The 15,193-nt window shown below is 65.1% G+C and carries 12 protein-coding genes and 1 pseudogene; 3 read left to right on the forward strand and 10 right to left on the reverse strand.

Going from position 1 to position 15,193, the window contains the following annotated elements:
• Window positions 1-69 precede the first annotated feature (69 nt).
• The gene (locus tag XdyCFBP7245_RS19990) at window positions 70-582 is read right to left on the reverse strand and encodes a nuclear transport factor 2 family protein (protein ID WP_104617172.1); all 513 of its coding nucleotides are present in this window, start codon (window positions 580-582) and stop codon (window positions 70-72) included.
• 212 nt (window positions 583-794) lie between these two features.
• Window positions 795-1,983: pseudogene (gene pobA / locus XdyCFBP7245_RS19995) on the reverse strand (4-hydroxybenzoate 3-monooxygenase).
• Between the two features lie 96 nt (window positions 1,984-2,079).
• Here pobA and XdyCFBP7245_RS20000 point away from each other — a divergent pair.
• Complete coding sequence (locus XdyCFBP7245_RS20000) at window positions 2,080-2,976, forward strand: helix-turn-helix domain-containing protein (protein WP_104617173.1); 897 nt, start codon at window positions 2,080-2,082, stop codon at window positions 2,974-2,976.
• 125 nt (window positions 2,977-3,101) lie between these two features.
• Here the strand turns inward: XdyCFBP7245_RS20000 and XdyCFBP7245_RS20005 are convergent, their stop codons facing one another.
• The 6 genes from XdyCFBP7245_RS20005 to XdyCFBP7245_RS20030 all read right to left on the reverse strand — a co-directional run bounded on the left by XdyCFBP7245_RS20005 (window position 3,102) and on the right by XdyCFBP7245_RS20030 (window position 10,312).
• A complete protein-coding gene (locus XdyCFBP7245_RS20005; protein ID WP_104617174.1) occupies window positions 3,102-4,583 on the reverse strand; it encodes a benzaldehyde dehydrogenase in 1,482 nt (493 codons plus the stop codon).
• Between the two features lie 31 nt (window positions 4,584-4,614).
• Window positions 4,615-5,382: a coniferyl-alcohol dehydrogenase gene (locus XdyCFBP7245_RS20010; protein ID WP_104617175.1), complete on the reverse strand. Its 768-nt coding sequence runs from the start codon at window positions 5,380-5,382 to the stop codon at window positions 4,615-4,617.
• Between the two features lie 33 nt (window positions 5,383-5,415).
• A complete protein-coding gene (locus XdyCFBP7245_RS20015; protein ID WP_104617176.1) occupies window positions 5,416-6,435 on the reverse strand; it encodes a SphA family protein in 1,020 nt (339 codons plus the stop codon).
• A gap of 137 nt (window positions 6,436-6,572) precedes the next feature.
• A complete protein-coding gene (locus tag XdyCFBP7245_RS20020; protein ID WP_104617177.1) occupies window positions 6,573-7,049 on the reverse strand; it encodes a MarR family winged helix-turn-helix transcriptional regulator in 477 nt (158 codons plus the stop codon).
• 549 nt (window positions 7,050-7,598) lie between these two features.
• Window positions 7,599-8,852 (reverse strand): HD-GYP domain-containing protein, encoded by a 1,254-nt coding sequence (locus XdyCFBP7245_RS20025; protein WP_104617185.1) that lies wholly within the window; start codon window positions 8,850-8,852, stop codon window positions 7,599-7,601.
• A 149-nt stretch (window positions 8,853-9,001) separates the two neighbouring features.
• Window positions 9,002-10,312, reverse strand: a complete 1,311-nt coding sequence (locus XdyCFBP7245_RS20030) for an MFS transporter (RefSeq protein ID WP_104617178.1) — start codon at window positions 10,310-10,312, stop codon at window positions 9,002-9,004.
• Between the two features lie 896 nt (window positions 10,313-11,208).
• Between XdyCFBP7245_RS20030 and XdyCFBP7245_RS20035 the strand changes: the two genes are divergently transcribed.
• Complete coding sequence (locus XdyCFBP7245_RS20035; RefSeq protein WP_170068720.1) at window positions 11,209-11,754, forward strand: gamma carbonic anhydrase family protein; 546 nt, start codon at window positions 11,209-11,211, stop codon at window positions 11,752-11,754.
• 56 nt (window positions 11,755-11,810) lie between these two features.
• Here the strand turns inward: XdyCFBP7245_RS20035 and XdyCFBP7245_RS20040 are convergent, their stop codons facing one another.
• The gene (locus XdyCFBP7245_RS20040; protein ID WP_168371669.1) at window positions 11,811-12,065 is read right to left on the reverse strand and encodes a YkgJ family cysteine cluster protein; all 255 of its coding nucleotides are present in this window, start codon (window positions 12,063-12,065) and stop codon (window positions 11,811-11,813) included.
• A 418-nt stretch (window positions 12,066-12,483) separates the two neighbouring features.
• On the opposite strand from XdyCFBP7245_RS20040, the gene ilvD reads away from it, so the two are divergent.
• Window positions 12,484-14,322, forward strand: a complete 1,839-nt coding sequence (gene ilvD, locus XdyCFBP7245_RS20045) for a dihydroxy-acid dehydratase (RefSeq protein WP_104617180.1) — start codon at window positions 12,484-12,486, stop codon at window positions 14,320-14,322.
• A gap of 380 nt (window positions 14,323-14,702) precedes the next feature.
• Here ilvD and XdyCFBP7245_RS20050 read toward each other — a convergent pair.
• The coding region (locus tag XdyCFBP7245_RS20050; RefSeq protein WP_158255527.1) for a tyrosine-type recombinase/integrase at window positions 14,703-15,193 on the reverse strand (491 nt) is incomplete at its 5' end.

Raw genomic sequence — 15,193 nt, forward strand, 5'->3', positions numbered from 1 at the left:
AGTGTTTGCCGATTATCCAACCCATCTATCGCCGGCCTGCATGGTGCAGGCCGGCGATACGTCAGATGATTACTGGCCGCTAGTGTTTGCGCGGCCGGCAATGGTGTCCGGGTCCCAATGTTCCTTGATCAGACCTTTTTCGATACGGAACATGTCGAACCAGGTGGTGGTGTAGGTCTTGCCCGGGTGACGCGGGTCCGGCAGCGTGCGGACCGATACCAGCGTGACCAGATCGCCATCGGCGGTGATGGCCACCAACGGCAACTGCACGCGCGGTTGCACCGGGGTCGGCTTGACGAAGGCGGTCAAAAACGCAATGAACGCATCGCGCCCGTTGGCCACATTCGGGTTGTGCTGGATGTAGTTCTTGTCCATGTACATCGGCGCGTACTGCACCTGCCCCGCTTCGAACACGATGCGCCAGAAGTCGTAGACCAGGCGCTTGTTGGCGGTTTCGTACCAATTGGAACCGAGCAACAATTTCTGGTGATTGGTTTTTTCAGTGACGGCGGTCTGCGCGAACGCCGCCATCGGTGCGACCAGCATGAGCAACAACAAGGCGCGGGAAACAATCTTTTTCATGGGGATCTCCTGGAAGGAAACGGGCCGTGCGCTCACGGGGGAGTTGGCACACGGCGCGATTGGGGCAATGACGCGTCCTTGCACAGACAGCAACCGCCACGCGTCCACGCCACCCTACCGAGCGCATCCGCTGCCGCGCTAGCCACCGCCAAGTGCACCAGGGAACCTTGAAACTTCCTGGTGATAAAAAAATCACCTTTGAACAGTCTGCCTCAGACTTCCGCCAGCTCCACCAGCGGCAGCCCCGCATAGTTTTCTGCGATGGTCGCGCGGCCGGCCTGGCTGCCGAGCAGATACTCCAGCTCGGCCCGGCGGATGCGTGCAGTAAAGGCATCTTCGTCGTCGAAGGTATGCAGCAGCGTGGTCATCCACCACGAAAACCGCTCGGCCTTCCACACCCGCTGCAGCGCCAGCGCCGAGTACTGCTGCAATACATCGGCATCGCCGGATGCTTTCCAGCGTATGAACAACTGCGCAAGCAGGCCGACATCTGCCAACGCAAGGTTCAGTCCCTTTGCACCGGTCGGCGGCACGATATGCGCCGTATCGCCGGCCAGAAACAGGCGGCCGTACTGCATCGGTTCGGCGACGAAGCTGCGCAGCGGCGCGATGCTCTTTTCGATCGATGGGCCGGTGACCAGTTGCTCGGCCAACGCTTCCGGCAGGCGTGCGCGCAACGCATCCCAAAACGCCGCATCGCTCCAGGCGTCCACACGGGCGTCGGCGGGCACCTGCACGTAGTAGCGCGTGCGGGTGGGCGAGCGCATCGAGCACAATGCAAAGCCAAGCCGATGACGCGCATAGATCAGTTCATCGTGCACGGGCGGCGTGTCTGCCAGTACACCCAACCAGCCGAACGGATAGACACGCTCGAACACGCGCATGCGCTCGGCCGGGATGCTGGCGCGGCTGACCCCATGAAAGCCGTCGCAGCCGACGACGTAGTTGCAGGCAACGCGCAGGCGGCTGCCCTCATGCGTGAATTCCACGCTGGGCGTCGCGCTATCCAGCGCGTGCAGGGTGACGTCGTGTGCGTCGTAGTAGGTCGGCGCACCGCTGCGCTGACGCGCCTGCATCAGATCGGCAGTGACTTCGGTCTGGCCATACACCGTGACCCCGCGGCCGCAACTGCGCAGCAGATCGATACGCTCACGCTGGCCATCGAGCGACAGTTCGAAGCCGTGATGCGGCAGGCCTTCACGCTGCAAGCGCTCACCCACACCGGCGCGTTGCAGCAGCTCCACACTGCCCTGCTCCAGCACCCCGGCGCGGATGCGCCCCACCACGTGTTCAGGCGTCTGCCGTTCGACGATGAGGGGTGTCGATACCGGCCCGCAGTAACAACTCGCCCAGCAGCAGCCCGGATGGCCCGGCACCGATGATTGCAACCTGCGTCCGCATGGGGCGCTCCTGCTTTCAGTGATCAGGCCTGCAGTGTCGGTAGCCAAGCGCGACCATTGAAGGGATGATTGCGCGCAGTGCTTGGACTTTTCGACGATGCCCACTCGCGCGCACCCCACTGCTGCCATCGCTGCTGTTCCCGCCTTCGGCCTGTACGGCGAGCGGCACGCCGATGCACCGGAGTTATTGCATTGGGAGTCGATCGCCGCGCGCAGCCGGCTGCACGACTGGCGCATCACCCCGCACCGGCATGAGGATCTGGCGCAGCTGCTGTATGTGCAGCGCGGGCCGGCAACCCTGCAACTGGATGGACGCACCCAGCGTCTGCGGGGTGCCACCGTGGTATGGCTGCCGCCGCTGTGCGTGCACGGGTTTGCGTTCGACCCGCAGGTGCGCGGGCACATCATCACCTTGTGCATGCCGCTGGTGCGCAGCGCACTGAGCGCTGCACCGCTGCTGCAATCCGGCCTGGCGATGCCGGCGGTGTTGCCGGTCAAGGCATCGCAACGCCTGCTCGATGTGCTGTTCGACAGCATCGCCGACGACCATGCGCATCAGCGCGTGGGGCACGAGGCCGCACTGCAGGCCGCAGCAACGCAACTGGTGATCTGGACTGCACGTGCTGCGCTACAAGGCCTGCAGGACGCGGCCGTGGCCAACGCGCAAGCCGATCCGGCGCTGCGGCATCTGCGCGCGTATCAAACCTTGATCGACCAGCACTACCGCGCACACTGGCCGATCTCCCGCTACGCCGATCAGCTTGGTCTGACGCCGGGCCATCTCAATGCGGTGTGCCGACGGCTTGCCGATGCCTCGGCCCTGGAACTGCTACAGCGCCGGATCATGCTCGAAGCACGTCGCACCCTGCGCTACACCAGCCTGAGCGTGCAGCAGATTGCCGCGGCCCTTGGATTTTTCGACGCTGCGTACTTCAGCCGCTACTTTGCGCGGCAGGCAGGCTGCTCGCCGACGCGTTTCCGCACCGGCGAGTGACTCGATAAAGCGCCGCCGAGCCGGGGCACGACGACGTCGCAACAAGCTCGGCACTGACACAGCAACGCAGCCCGCCATGCCTTGGACTTGCGTCGGGACCAGCTAGCCGATCCCGGCGCCTGCCGTTAGAACGGGTACTGCGGCACCTCGTTCTTGATCGTCAGCCACTGCCAGTGCGTGTATTGCTCCCAATCGGCCGGGCCACCGACGCTGGTGCCATTGCCGGATGCGCCGGTGCCGCCGAACGGGTTGATCACCTCATCCAATACAGTCTGGTCGTTGATGTGCAACAGACCCGGATGCAGGCGTTCGCCCAGCGCCAGCGCCCGCGAGACCGAGGCCGACATAATGCCGGCGGCCAGGCCGTATTCGCCATGGTTGGCCATCTGCGCGGCTTCTTCGTCGGTGTCGAACACGCTGACATTGATTACCGGCCCGAACACTTCCTCATCGAACACGCGCATGCCCGGACGCACGTTGGACAGCACGGTGGCCGCGTAGAACAGCCCCTCGTTGGTTGCGCCGGCTTCCACCACCGCGCCGGCGGCGACACTGTCGGTGACGATATCGATCACCCGCTGCAGCTGGCGCTGGTCGATGATCGGCCCCAGTGCCACGGTGCCGCTGACCGGGTCGCCCACTGGCAGATGGCGCGCCTTTTCCGCCAGACGCTGGGTCAGCGCATCGGCCACGCTCCGCTGTACCAGCACCCGTCCGGTGGCCATGCAGATCTGGCCCTGGTGCATGTACGCACCGAAGGCAATCGCCGAGGCGGCGCGATCCAGATCCGCATCGTCGAGCACGATCACCGCGTTGTTGCCGCCCAGTTCCAGCGCCACCTTTTTCAGATGTCGTCCGGCAATTTCGCCGATGCGGCGGCCGGCCGCAGTGGAACCGGTGAAGGCGATCATCGGGATATCCGGCGCTTCCACCAGCGCCTGGCCAATTTGCGCATCGCCGTGCAGCACGTGCAGCCAGCCCTTGGGCAGGCCGGCTTCTTCCAGCACCTGCGCAATGATCACCCCGCCGGTGTACGGCGTGCGCGGGTCGGGTTTGAGGATGACCGCATTGCCCATCGCCAATGCCGGCCCCACCGAACGCAGCGACAGGATCAACGGAAAGTTGAACGGGGAGATCACCGCCACCATGCCCAATGGCATGTGACGGGCCAGGCTGAGCTGGCCGGCACCGGTCGGCAGCACCTGTCCCATCGCCTGCAACGGCAGGCCGGCAGCGTGCTGGTAGAACGCCACCGCTTCATCGACCTCGCGCTGCGCCTTGGGCAGGATGCCGCCGGTTTCGCGTGCGATCAGCAACGCGGCTTCGGCACTGCGTGCCTGCATCACCTGCGCGGCGCGGTGAAAGACCGCAGCGCGTTCGCGCGGCGCGGTGGCGGCCCAGGCGCGCTGCGCGTGTTTGGCTTGTGCCACGGCAGCGGCAACATCGGCCAGATCGGCCTTGCTCACCTCGTGCAACAAACCGCCGGTGGCCGGCTTATAGATCGGCAAGGCGCCGCCGTGACCTGGCACCCACTCGCCATTGAAGATGCAGCCGTGCCACGCGGGTGTGGCAGTCGCAGCGATCGCTGCGCTGGGAAGAGCATTCATGGTCTAGCCTCCTGCTAAAACAGTGGGGGAATTACAGCGTGGTGGATGCCAGGCCGCCATCGACCGGCAAGGTAATGCCGTTGATCCAGCGCGCGGCATCGGATGCGAGGAACACGATGGCCTCGGCCACTTCGTCGGCATACGCGGGCCGCGTCATGCGCTTGGCATCTTCCTTGACGCGCTCCTCGCCCAGCATGGCGGCGAAATCGCCAAGGATCGGCGTAAACACCGGCCCGGGTGAGACGTTGTTGACGCGCACGCCGCGCTCGGCAAACCACGGCCGCGATTGCAGCAAGGTCCACACGATCAGGGCTTCCTTGAAGTATTGATAGCAGGTGTCGTGCGCCACCGGATGCGCGGCCAGCCAGGCGGTACCGGCGTCGAAACTGTCGGTAGCGGCCAGTTGCTTGTGCAGGTCCAGCCGCTGCGGCCATTCGGCGCCCAGGATCGAGGCGACATTGATGATGCTGCCGCCGGCCGCGATGCGCGGCAACAGCGCCTGGCTCAGATGCCGCAGGCCCAGGTAATTGACGCGCGCTACCACATCCAGCGGTGCGGTGCCCGGCACGCCGGCCACGTTGGCCAGCGCATCGATCTGCTGCGGCAGCGCGCGCACCAGCGCGTCGATGGAGGCCGCATCGCCCAGGTCGGCCTGATGGAAGCCATGCAGGGTCATCTGCACCGGTGTGCGGTCGACACCGATTACCGTGGCGCCATGGAACCGCGCAAGCCGTGCGACCTCTGCGCCGATGCCCGACGCCACACCGGTCACCACGATCGTCTTGTTTTGCAAATTCATTGCCACCCTCCGTAGGAGCCAGCTGCGCCGGCGCTAGAACACATGGACGTACTGCAGGTTGACGTTGTTGCCGGAAGCCGCGTTTCTGACTTCCACCGGCAGGTAAAGATTGGCGAACAGGATGTTGTTGGCATCGAACCGCCACACACCGCCCGGGCCGGCGTAGAACACGCGCTGGCGGCTGTCGGGTACGCGCTGGCCATTGGTGCGGTTATCGCGAAATTGGGTGAGGTAATACGCGTTGATGCCGAATCGCACATCCGGCACCACTTCCCAGGAGGTGGCGAAATTGATCCAGCCCGCGTCGCCGGCCTGGCCGTTGCGGAAGGCAAACCCGTCGGGCAGGTTGGGCCGGCGCTCGCTGCGAAAGTTGTAGACGTAGTTGAGGCGTGCGCTGATTTCCCACTTGGGCGTGGGCAGCACCGTCACTGCGTAATTGGGGATCAGCGACCAATAGCCCGAGCCCTGGTTGAGATCGCGGTCGCGGTCGAACTTGCCGATCGGTGCCACCGCGTTGAATTCGAACCGCTGCGAGAACACCGGCCGCCCGTCGCGCATCACCGGCAGCATCTGCAGATACGGGCCGAAGGTCAGATCGCCCACCCCGGCGCCGTTGTCGCGCAAGGTAGCGATGCTGTTGCGACCGAACGAGGCATCCAGATTCACCAGCGGCAGTAGCGTGTTGAAGCCCACTACGCCACCGAACAATTTGTAAGGCGTGACGTACGCGATCTGCGTCAGCAGCAGCGTCGAGTCGATGCGCGGGTTGTCGAACACCGGCACATCGTCGCCGCGTGCGTCCTTCACCGAATCCAGCGAGGTCTGGCGCAGGTAGGTGACCACGGCCCAGCCAGGCGTGGTGCGGGTAAAGCCATCCAGAAAACTCGTCCCGCCGGTATTGAGGCCGTTGGTCAACGCCATGCTCTGGGGCACGCCCTGCGCCAGCGCCGCCCCACTCGCAAGCAGCCCCACGAGGCCGAGCGCTGCACGCACCCGCCACGCCGCCTTTACCGCCACGCCACGCACCACCGAGGATCGAATCACGACGCACATCTCCAGCGTTGGAAGGAAACAGCGGGCGTGCCACCTGGCACGCGATCAGGCAGGGGCGATCCCCGCGCTGCGTACGGCACGTGTCATCAAGACATTGGTGAGATCACGCTGGCCGGCAGAGGGCCGGCGCAGTGGGCTTACAGCGTGTCGAGCCGATCCAGGCGATCGAGCGCGCGCAGCAGAGGCGCCTCGCTGGTGCCGAGCACCGCACTGAGCTGCTGTTCCATGCGCAGCACTTCGGCTTCGGCATCGGTCAGCAGGGTCATGCCGGCCGGCGTCAACGACAGATGCTGCATGCGCCGGTCCTGACGCCCGCGTACCTGCCGTAGTAGACGACGCTTGACCAGCCGCGCCACCACGATGGCCAGGTTCGGCGGCGAAACATGCAGCACGTCGCCGATCTGGCGCTGGTTGATGCCCGGATTGCCGTCCACCAGCATCAGCAGGGAGAAATCGACCGGCTTCAGATCGAAGGCGGCAACGCAGTCCTGAAACATGCGCCGCACCAGCAGCTCGGTGCGGGTGATGCGGTAGCCCAGCAGTCGCAGCAGACGCGCCTGGTCCACCGCAGTGATGGCATCGGGCAACGGTGCAGCGGTGGCAGTAGCGGGCATGACGGTTCTCGCGACAAAGGCAGCGGGCGGAGCGGTACGCACCATGCGCCCGGTCCGCAACGCCGATCCCCGGCGTGCGGCGCATTGTAGACGCGGCCAGGCCTGCCGATGTGGACACGCCGGCTGTCGATACGTGCCGTGTCCCTGCGCGTGCCGCTGCCGCACCGCCCTTCCACGCACGCGCATGGTCGCGATGCAGCGCTGCGGTGTGCGGGGGACGGTGGTGATCCAGGCACGGCTTGGACATGAGATCCGGTCGGCAAGTGTTTGCGTTTCGGAATAGTTATTTATCATAACTACATTTGCCAAGCTGCAGCGCAGCATGGTCGCGCTCGCTAGTTCATGGACGGGTGCCGGGCAGACGGGAAGGCGGGCGCCCATTGTTCAGGTACTTGAGCCATCGCTCTTTGCGCGTGTCCAAGCCGTCCGGCAGCATCGAGGCCGCCATCCCTGATGCGCAGAAACGCGCTGCGGTGTGTGGGCGAGCGACGGACGCACGCGCACGCGTCGCGCAAGCAGCATCCCGCAACGCCTGCATGCGCAGCGCGCTTACGGCAGCCAGAGTTTCTCGAGATCGCGGAAGCCCCAGTCGATCGGGCTTTCCATCTGCGCGATACGGTCCTGACAATCGGGCCGCGACAGGTCGATGTCCTGCACCAGCACGTGGCTGCGCAACTTGGCCGAATAGAACACGCGCACCTTGGGCTTGAGTAGCGCGTCCTGGGTCTGTTCGATCACCACGGCCAATTTTTGCGATTCCAGACGCACCAGCGAGCCGACTGGATAGATGCCCAGCCGGCGCACGAACGCCTGAAAGATCGTCGGGTCGAAGTGACCCTTCCACGACGCCATCTGCTTGAGCGATTCGGCCGGGTCCCAGGCGCGTTTGTACGGGCGATCGGAACTGATGGCGTCGTACACATCGCACACCGCGCCCATCCGCGACATCAGCGAGATGTCTTCGCCGACCAGGCGGTTGGGGTATCCGCTGCCGTCCATCTTTTCGTGATGATGCAGCGCAATTTCCAGCACCACCGCGTTCTGCACGCCGCCGGCCACCAGCAGGCGATGTCCATCCAGCGGATGCTGGCGCATCACATCCATTTCTTCATCGGTGAGCCGGCCGGGCTTGTTGAGAATCTCCAGCGGCGTCACCGCCTTGCCCATGTCGTGCAGCAGGCCGCCCATCGCCGCTTCCACCACCTGCGCCTCGGGCAGACCGAGCTGCCGCGCCAGCCCGCTCATCAGCCCGGCCACAGCCATCGAATGCAGATAGGTATAGTCGTCGGCGGTCTTGAGCCGCGCTACGCTGATCAAGGCCTGCGGATGACGCAGCACCGAATCGTTGATGGCTTCCACCAACGGCATGGCTGCCTCGGTGTCGACAGTGCGCCCCAGCCGCACATCGCGAAACATCGCTTCCACCGTGTCGCGGCCGTCTTCAAAAATGCGCCGCGCCCGCACCACTTCGGCTTCGATCCCGACCTGCGCGGTGACGCTGTTGGTCCGTGCACTGCGCGCGGTGGACGCCGGCTCCGGCGGTTCGGGCTCCGGTTCCGGCGTGGGCGGCGACGCTGGCGCATCGCCCGCAGCCTGCTCGCCGACCGCCGCGCCGGTCTCCACATCCAGGCCGCGGGCGGTATCGATCACCAGTTGCTCGATTCGGCTGCCGTGAATCTTGTCCACGTCGTCAGAGTCGACCAGAAACGACGTTTTCCAGAACGGATGGTGCACCCACGCGCCCAGCAGCTTGTAGACATACATGCCGGGACGGAGTTGGTCGGAGTCGATGGTTCTGAGCATGCCGGCGCTGGTCTGCACAATGTCCACGGAAGAGTCCGCCACGGGCTTGGCGGTCTTCGGAGTTATCGGCACCGGTCTGGATTTCTTTGGTCTGCGAACGCAACCGCAGCAGCGCGGTCAGCGGTTTCGGGCACCCCCGGCGGAGCGGTTCAGCGCTCCGGCAAGCGCATCGCCACCACCGCAGCAGCGGCGAACAGCAACGGCACGCCACAGGCCAGATACAACATGGCCGGCGACCAACCGGCATCCAGCAGCACCCCCGCGCACAGCGGCGAGGCAATGGCGCCCAGCCGCCCAATCCCGATCGACCAGCCCATGCCGGTGGAGCGCACCGCCGCGGTAAAGACCACCGGCGCCACCGCGTACAGCCCGCCCATCGCCGCCGTCAGGGCCGCACCGGTCAGCAACGCGGTGACGAATGCCCAACTCAGCACCGTGCTGCTCAAGCCGAACGCGACCATCCCAATCGCCACCAGCACCAGTGCGCCGGCGGTGAGCCGCGACAAGCGCCCGCGCAGGGCCAGCCAACTGAATAGCGTTCCGCCAACGATGCCGCCCAGGTTCAGCAGCACCCCGCCGGTAAGGCCCTCGGCCGCCGACAGGCCGGCGGTCACCAGCAGCTTGGGCGTCCAGCTGAGCACGAAGTAGAACGCGAACATCAGCAGGAAGAACGCCAGCGCGATCAGCAGCGATTGCCGCCGCAGCTTACCCACGAACAAGGCCGCATACCCCTGCGCCTGCCCTGCCGCCTGCGCAGGTGGCTGCGGCAACTGCGGATGCGGCGCCATCCCCATGCGTGCCAGCACCGCATTGAAGCGCGCATGCGCGTGAGGCGGCCGGCGGGCGATCAAAAAGTCCAGCGATTCGGGCAAGAAGGCCAGCACCAGCGGCACGCAGAGCAGCGAGCCGAGCGCACCGAGCCAGAACACCGATGGCCAGGACCAGTGCTGCACCAGCAGCGCCGCGATCGCGCCCCCGATCGTTGCCCCGACCGGGTAGCCGGTGGCCTGCAGCACCGTCGCCGTAGTGCGCCAGCGTGCGGTGGAATATTCGGCAGCGGTCACCGCCACGCAGGCCAGCATGCCGCCGATCCCGACCCCGGTGAGCGCCCGCAGCGCGCCCAACTGCCACACATCGCCTGCTAGTGCGGATGCGCCCATGCCGACGGTCAGGATGGTCAGACACACCAGGATCAGCGCACGGCGACCGATGCGGTCTGCCAACGGCGCCAGCAATAGCGAGCCGACCGCCATGCCGACCAGCCCGGCACTGAACAGCGCCCCCAGCAGCTTGCCCGACAGCTGCCAGTCCGCCGACACGTGCGGAGCGGTGAATGCCATCGCCATCACGTCGAAGCCGTCGAGCATCGTCAGCAGCACGCACACCGCCACGGCCCTCCACTGGAACGACGTCATGCGCTCCAGGACAAACTGCGTGGACGTTGGCGTGCTTTGGAGCATTGGCGTGTCCTGTGAGGGAGCTGATGTGGCGCAGCGTTAGCGCTGGTGCATTCACGCTGCGGCATGGGACCCCGCACGGACGCACACCTGAAGACCTGGCACGTGCGGCAGAGGCGACCGACACGTGGCAACGGCATGCACGCTAGGCCGATTGCCGGTGCCATTCAAGGCCGATTACCGCAGTGTTGTGCGCTTATCGGATGCAGACCCGATGGGCTTCGCTTGCGCAGCGCTGGGTTCGGATGTGGTGTCTGCGTTGGCGGTTGCGCCCCAGGCACAGAGCACGACTGGCGATCAGATCCTGCGCGGTTGCCTCGTTCGTAGGCGCATCGTTCACTCGTCAGCTGTTCGAGATCACTTAACGCGAGTGTGCGGTGCTTGTCCGGAGTGTCGCGCCACCTTTCGCAAGGCACTTCGTCGGCGAATATCACGGCGACAACGATCTTGCGGCTTGGGGTGGCTGACAAAACGTGGCGAGCAGCTGCCAGGTGGCTATGAACTGCGCGCTCAGAATCGGAGAGTTACGAATGGCTCATACCGATTCCGAACAACCGCCGCGCCTGCCTGGTGGTCGCGCAGCAGTGTGGTCAGGCACTCATGGTCGCGCCTGCATCGTGATTAACGCACGCGCTGGATCTGTGTCAGATCGCCGGATATACCGCATGTGCACGCAACAGCACCGCAGGCGACCTCGAATCGCGTCACTCACATGCAGCGATAAACCACGGCCTCACCCAACACGCATCGATACGCGCTTCCACCAAAGCATCCACAACGCGCATCCATCATGCCATCTGCCATCGCGCAGCACTGACGCTACCGCAGCAACACACACTGCACAGGTATCATCCACCTGTGTCCGCAGTTGGCGGCACGCTGACTTGCAGGAGAGTGCCGTGACCCCGATTCGCCCGTTTCTGGACCACACCCCACAGCTGGGCGCACGCGTCTATGTCGACCCGGCCTGCACCATCATCGGCAAGGTGAGCCTGGGCGACGATGTGTCGGTGTGGCCGGGCACGGTGATCCGCGGCGACGTCAATCACGTGCAGATCGGCGCACGCACCAATGTGCAGGACGGCACCATCATTCACGTCAGCCACCACAGCCCGTTCAACAAGGCCGGCTATCCAACCATCATCGGCGAGGACGTGACCGTGGGCCACGGCACCATCCTGCACGCCTGCACCATCGAAGACCTGTGCCTGATCGGCATGGGCGCCTGCGTGCTGGATGGGGCCACCATCAAACGCTACGGGTTTGTCGGCGCCGGTGCGGTGGTAGGGCCCGGCAAGGTGGTTGGCGAAGCGGAATTGTGGCTGGGCAATCCGGCGCGGCTGGCGCGCGCGCTCAGCGACAAGGAAATCGAAAGCCTGCATTACTCCGCGCAACATTATGTGCGGCTCAAGGATCAGTATCTGAGTGGGCCGGCGGGCGACTGAGCAGGCGCGTGGCCGACTGCTGAATCGCGTCGACGCACCGGCGCGTGGCTGGTTTTTCAGGGCTGCGTGGCGCGCTCCAACGCCGTCAGCATCGTCAACGCCTGTTCGCGCGATGTGCCGCACATCTGCAGCGACGGCCGCAAGTTGCCGCACACTGCCGGGCGCTGCGGCGACCCGAACAACCGGCAGCCCAGCTGTGCGTCCAGTTGCACGCACGCCACCCCCGCCGGCTTGCCGTTGGGCATGCCGGGAATCGGCGAACTGATCGAGGGCGCGATGCAGCACGCGGCACAGCCGGCGCGGCACGACATGGCAGGGGTCATGCGCGCAGTTTAGTGCGACCAGCAGAACGTAGCGAGCGAAGGTCACATGACCGTGGGCGAGGCACCCGGCCCCGCGATTCGCATGGTTGGCGACGACGCTGCGACCCGAATGCCCCCCCCTGACGTTGAGCGCTGTGGTTGTCGTGGCCGCCCCCGAACCCGCGCGCATGCGCGCAGCCTGGAAAACGCGTGTGTCGCGCCGCATCGATGAACCGTTCGGGGTGGCCGCAACGCCTGTCTGCCCGCGCGTTCGCCGCATCCGTGCTCGCCTGCCGCCGCGCTCGTGCCTGGCGGCTGCGTGCTACCGTGACCGACCGCCAGAGCGCGCCGCGACGGTTGCAGCAGCAACAGTCGCGGCGCGCTCTAATTGCCAGCCACCGCTCGCTGATCAGTTGTCGATATCGCCATGCCCGAATACCGCTCCAAGACCTCCACCCACGGCCGCAACATGGCTGGCGCGCGCGCACTCTGGCGCGCTACCGGCATGCAGGATGGGGACTTCCACAAGCCCATCATCGCCATCGCCAATTCCTTCACGCAGTTCGTGCCCGGGCACGTGCACCTGAAGGATCTTGGTCAGCTGGTCGCGCGCGAAATCGAGCGCGTCGGCGGCGTGGCCAAGGAGTTCGACACCATCGCCGTGGACGACGGCATCGCGATGGGCCACGACGGCATGCTGTATTCGCTGCCCAGCCGCGAAATCATCGCCGACTCGGTCGAGTACATGGTCAATGCGCATTGCGCCGACGCGCTGGTGTGCATTTCCAACTGCGACAAGATCACGCCGGGCATGTTGATGGCCGCGCTGCGGCTCAATATTCCGACCGTGTTCGTCTCCGGCGGCCCGATGGAAGCCGGCAAGACCAAGTTGTCCGAACATAAACTCGATCTGATCGACGCCATGGTGATCGCTGCCGACGACAGCGCATCGGACGAAAAAGTCGCCGAATTCGAACGCAGCGCCTGCCCCACCTGCGGCTCGTGCTCGGGCATGTTCACCGCCAACTCGATGAACTGCCTGACCGAAGCGCTGGGACTGTCGTTGCCGGGCAACGGCACCGTGGTGGCTACGCATGCCGACCGCGAGCAATTGTTTCTGCGTGCCGGGCGCGTGGCGGTGGAACTGTGCCACCGCTGGTATGGCGGCGAAGATCCCAGCGCACTGCCGCGCGGCATTGCCACCTTCGAAGCGTTCGAAAATGCGATGACCTTGGACATCGCCATGGGCGGCTCGACCAATACCATCCTGCATCTGCTCGCCGCCGCGCAGGAAGGCGAAGTACCATTCGGCATGCGCGACATCGACCGCCTGTCCAAGCGTGTGCCGCAGCTATGCAAGGTGGCGCCGAATACGCCCAGGTACCACATCGAAGACGTGCATCGCGCTGGCGGCATCATGGCCATTCTCGGCGAGCTGGCACGTGGCGGCCTGCTGCATACCAACGCAGCCACGGTGCATGCACGCACCCTGGCCGACGCCATCGCGCAATGGGATGTCACCCAGACCGACGCGGAGACCGTGCACACGTTCTACAAGGCCGGCCCGGCCGGCATCCCCACGCAGATCGCCTTCAGCCAGGCCACGCGCTGGGACACGCTGGATACCGACCGCAGCGAGGGCTGCATTCGCGATGTCGCGCACGCGTTTTCGCAGGAAGGCGGCCTCGCCGTGCTGTACGGCAATATCGCCCGCGACGGCTGCGTGGTCAAAACCGCTGGCGTGGACGAATCCATTCACGTGTTCGAAGGCAACGCCCGCGTCTACGAAAGCCAGGATTCGGCGGTCAAGGGCATTCTTGCCGACGAAGTCAAAGCCGGCGATATCGTGGTGATTCGCTACGAAGGCCCCAAGGGCGGCCCAGGCATGCAGGAAATGCTGTACCCCACCAGTTATCTCAAATCCAAGGGTCTGGGCAAGCAATGCGCCCTGCTCACCGACGGCCGCTTCTCCGGCGGCACCTCGGGCCTGTCGATCGGCCACGCCTCCCCGGAAGCCGCCGCAGGCGGCGCCATCGGTTTGGTGCGCGATGGCGACAAGATCCTGATCGACATTCCCAATCGCTCGATCAATCTGCTGGTGTCCGATGAAGAACTTACTCGGCGTCGCGCCGAGCAGGATGCCAAGGGCTGGAAGCCAGTAGAGGTACGCCCACGTAAGGTCACCACGGCGTTGAAGGCATATGCGTTGCTGGCGACCAGCGCGGACAAGGGCGCGGTGCGGGACAAGGCGTTGCTGGACGGCTGAGATATCTCCGAGCCAGGCCCCTGCCGTCCGTCTCCGCAGCCGCGGCCGTGACCAACCGCACTCCCTAGATTTACGAAGACTTACGAAGACTCACGGAAAAACCGTCCTCCGCCCTTCCCCCGCCTGCGGGGGAAGGTGCCCGAAGGGCGGATGGGGGCAGCCACGCGATCACGCGACAGAGCCGACGAACCTAAACCGTGCCCGCTGCAAAGCACCCTGCAGAACTTCCCTGTAAGCGTGACGCCGGCCAATCCAGCGGATGCCTGGATCCACCCACTGACGCTGCGACCGAACGGATATTGCCAACCATGGCGCGGCATCGGCATGGGGACACTTCCGCGCTACCGCATGCGACAACACCACCCACCGGGCACAGGTCATCACTTCCCCGCGCGGAGCAGCAGCATCCGCTCGCATTGCTGCATCATCGCCGCGCGCAGACTGAGCGCCGGTGGCACCAGTCCATCGCTATCACTCTCGCCATCGCACACCACGATCTCGTAGCACGCCAGATCCACATCCTTGATGCGTAGGCGCACGCATTCCATCAACCGCATGCCGGTACCGTAGAGCAGTGCCGCCATCAGTGCGTGACGCCCTTCCATCTGCGCCAGCACGGCCATGACCTCCGCCTCACTCAAGACCGTCGGCAACCGCCGCGGCCGCTTGGCCCGCTGAATCTCGTCCATCCATAGTAAATCGCGTTCCAAACCCTCGCGATACAGAAACAGCAAAGCGGCCAGCACCTGATTCTGCGTCGAAAGCGCCACGTGATCGCGCGCCCGACGTCCCCCCAATTTTGAGTAGCACCTCAGTTTGGAGTCCAATTCCCTATCCCGAGGAGATTGGATGTGAAGAAGCGTTTTTCCGA

The sequence above is a fragment of the Xanthomonas dyei genome (genome assembly GCF_002939865.1).
In the GTDB taxonomy this organism is placed as follows: domain Bacteria; phylum Pseudomonadota; class Gammaproteobacteria; order Xanthomonadales; family Xanthomonadaceae; genus Xanthomonas; species Xanthomonas dyei.

Excerpts from the sequence above, each read along its gene's own strand:
- XdyCFBP7245_RS19990 (WP_104617172.1), bottom strand. The coding sequence starts at position 582 with ATGAAAAAGATTGTTTCCCGCGCCTTGTTGTTGCTCATGCTGGTCGCA.
- XdyCFBP7245_RS20000 (WP_104617173.1), top strand. The coding sequence starts at position 2,080 with ATGCCCACTCGCGCGCACCCCACTGCTGCCATCGCTGCTGTTCCCGCC.
- XdyCFBP7245_RS20005 (WP_104617174.1), bottom strand. The coding sequence starts at position 4,583 with ATGAATGCTCTTCCCAGCGCAGCGATCGCTGCGACTGCCACACCCGCG.
- XdyCFBP7245_RS20010 (WP_104617175.1), bottom strand. The coding sequence starts at position 5,382 with ATGAATTTGCAAAACAAGACGATCGTGGTGACCGGTGTGGCGTCGGGC.
- XdyCFBP7245_RS20015 (WP_104617176.1), bottom strand. The coding sequence starts at position 6,435 with ATGTGCGTCGTGATTCGATCCTCGGTGGTGCGTGGCGTGGCGGTAAAG.
- XdyCFBP7245_RS20020 (WP_104617177.1), bottom strand. The coding sequence starts at position 7,049 with ATGCCCGCTACTGCCACCGCTGCACCGTTGCCCGATGCCATCACTGCG.
- XdyCFBP7245_RS20025 (WP_104617185.1), bottom strand. The coding sequence starts at position 8,852 with ATGCTCAGAACCATCGACTCCGACCAACTCCGTCCCGGCATGTATGTC.
- XdyCFBP7245_RS20030 (WP_104617178.1), bottom strand. The coding sequence starts at position 10,312 with ATGCTCCAAAGCACGCCAACGTCCACGCAGTTTGTCCTGGAGCGCATG.
- XdyCFBP7245_RS20040 (WP_168371669.1), bottom strand. The coding sequence starts at position 12,065 with ATGTCGTGCCGCGCCGGCTGTGCCGCGTGCTGCATCGCGCCCTCGATC.
- ilvD (WP_104617180.1), top strand. The coding sequence starts at position 12,484 with ATGCCCGAATACCGCTCCAAGACCTCCACCCACGGCCGCAACATGGCT.